The organism is Rhodanobacter sp. A1T4, from assembly GCF_014207185.1.
Taxonomy (GTDB): Bacteria; Pseudomonadota; Gammaproteobacteria; order Xanthomonadales; family Rhodanobacteraceae; genus Rhodanobacter.
The window spans coordinates 1-1,337 of sequence record NZ_JACHCP010000031.1 but is presented as its reverse complement, the minus strand read 5'-3'; the positions used below and the strand labels follow the sequence as shown (position 1 = coordinate 1,337).

Below are 1,337 nucleotides of genomic sequence, written 5' to 3'. Positions count from 1 at the left end.
TCGATCGCGAACCGTATTTCGTACTACTGCAACTTCAACGGTCCAAGCCTGGCCCTGGACACGATGTGCTCGTCGTCACTGACGGCGATTCATCTGGCCTGCCAGAGCCTGCAGCGCGGCGGCTGTGCGGTGGCGATCGCCGGTGGTGTGAACGTGTCGGTGCACCCGAACAAATACCTGATGCTGGCGCAAGGCAAGTTCATCTCCGGCAAGGGCCGCTGCGAGAGCTTCGGCGAGGGCGGCGAAGGCTATGTGCCCGGTGAGGGTGTGGGCGCGGTGCTGCTCAAACCGTTGGCGCAGGCCAAGGCCGATGGCGATCACATCTACGGCGTGATCAAGGCCACTGCGATCAATCACGGCGGCAAGACCAACGGTTATACGGTTCCCAATCCCAACGCGCAGGCGAAGGTGATCGAGCAGGCACTGCGCGAGAGTGGGATCGATGCACGGGCGGTGAGCTATATCGAGGCACACGGCACCGGGACCAGTCTGGGCGATCCGATCGAAATCGCCGGGCTATCGAAGGCGTTCCGGAACTGGACGCAGGATACGCAGTTCTGCGCGATCGGTTCGGCCAAGTCGAACATCGGCCATTGCGAGAGTGCGGCCGGCATTGCCGGGGTGACCAAGGTATTGCTGCAGCTGAAACACCAGCAGCTGGTACCCAGCCTGCATTCGAGTGTTCTGAATCCGAATATCGACTTTGAGGGCACGCCATTCGTGGTGCAGCAGGCGCTGGCGCCGTGGCCGCGGCCGATGGTGGAGGTGAATGGCGTGAAGCGGGAAGGCCCGCGGATCGCGGGCATCTCTTCGTTTGGTGCAGGCGGTGCGAATGCGCATGTGGTGATCGAGGAATACGTCGCGCCGGTCGCGCCACAAGTAACGAACGGCCCTGCACTGATCGTGCTGTCGGCGCGTCATGACGATCGGCTGCGTGAACAGGTGCAGCAGTTGTTGCACGCCATCACGTCGGATACCGACATCGCACTGGCCGATCTGGCCTACACGCTGCAGGTCGGGCGTGAGGCGATGGAGGAGCGGCTGGGGTTGGTGGTGAGCTCGCTGGACGAGCTGCGCGAGAAACTGAGTGCCTATCTGTCTGGCGATATCGCCATCGACGAGTTGTATCGGGGCCAGGTCAAACGCAACAAGGACGTTTTGGCCACGCTGTCTGACGAGGACATGGCCACCATCGTCGAGGCATGGGTCGCGAAGGGCAAGTACGGCAAGTTGCTGGACTTGTGGGTGAAGGGGCTGGCCTTCGACTGGCAGCGCCTGTATGGCGCCCATCGACCGCGGCGTATCAGCCTGCCCACATACCCGTTCGCGCGCGAGCG

The 1,337-nt window shown here is 62.8% G+C and carries 1 protein-coding gene; it reads left to right on the top strand.

Features of this window, described 5'->3' with window-relative positions:
- The coding region (locus tag HDE80_RS22005; protein WP_184674459.1) for a type I polyketide synthase at positions 1–1,337 on the top strand (1,337 nt) is incomplete at both ends.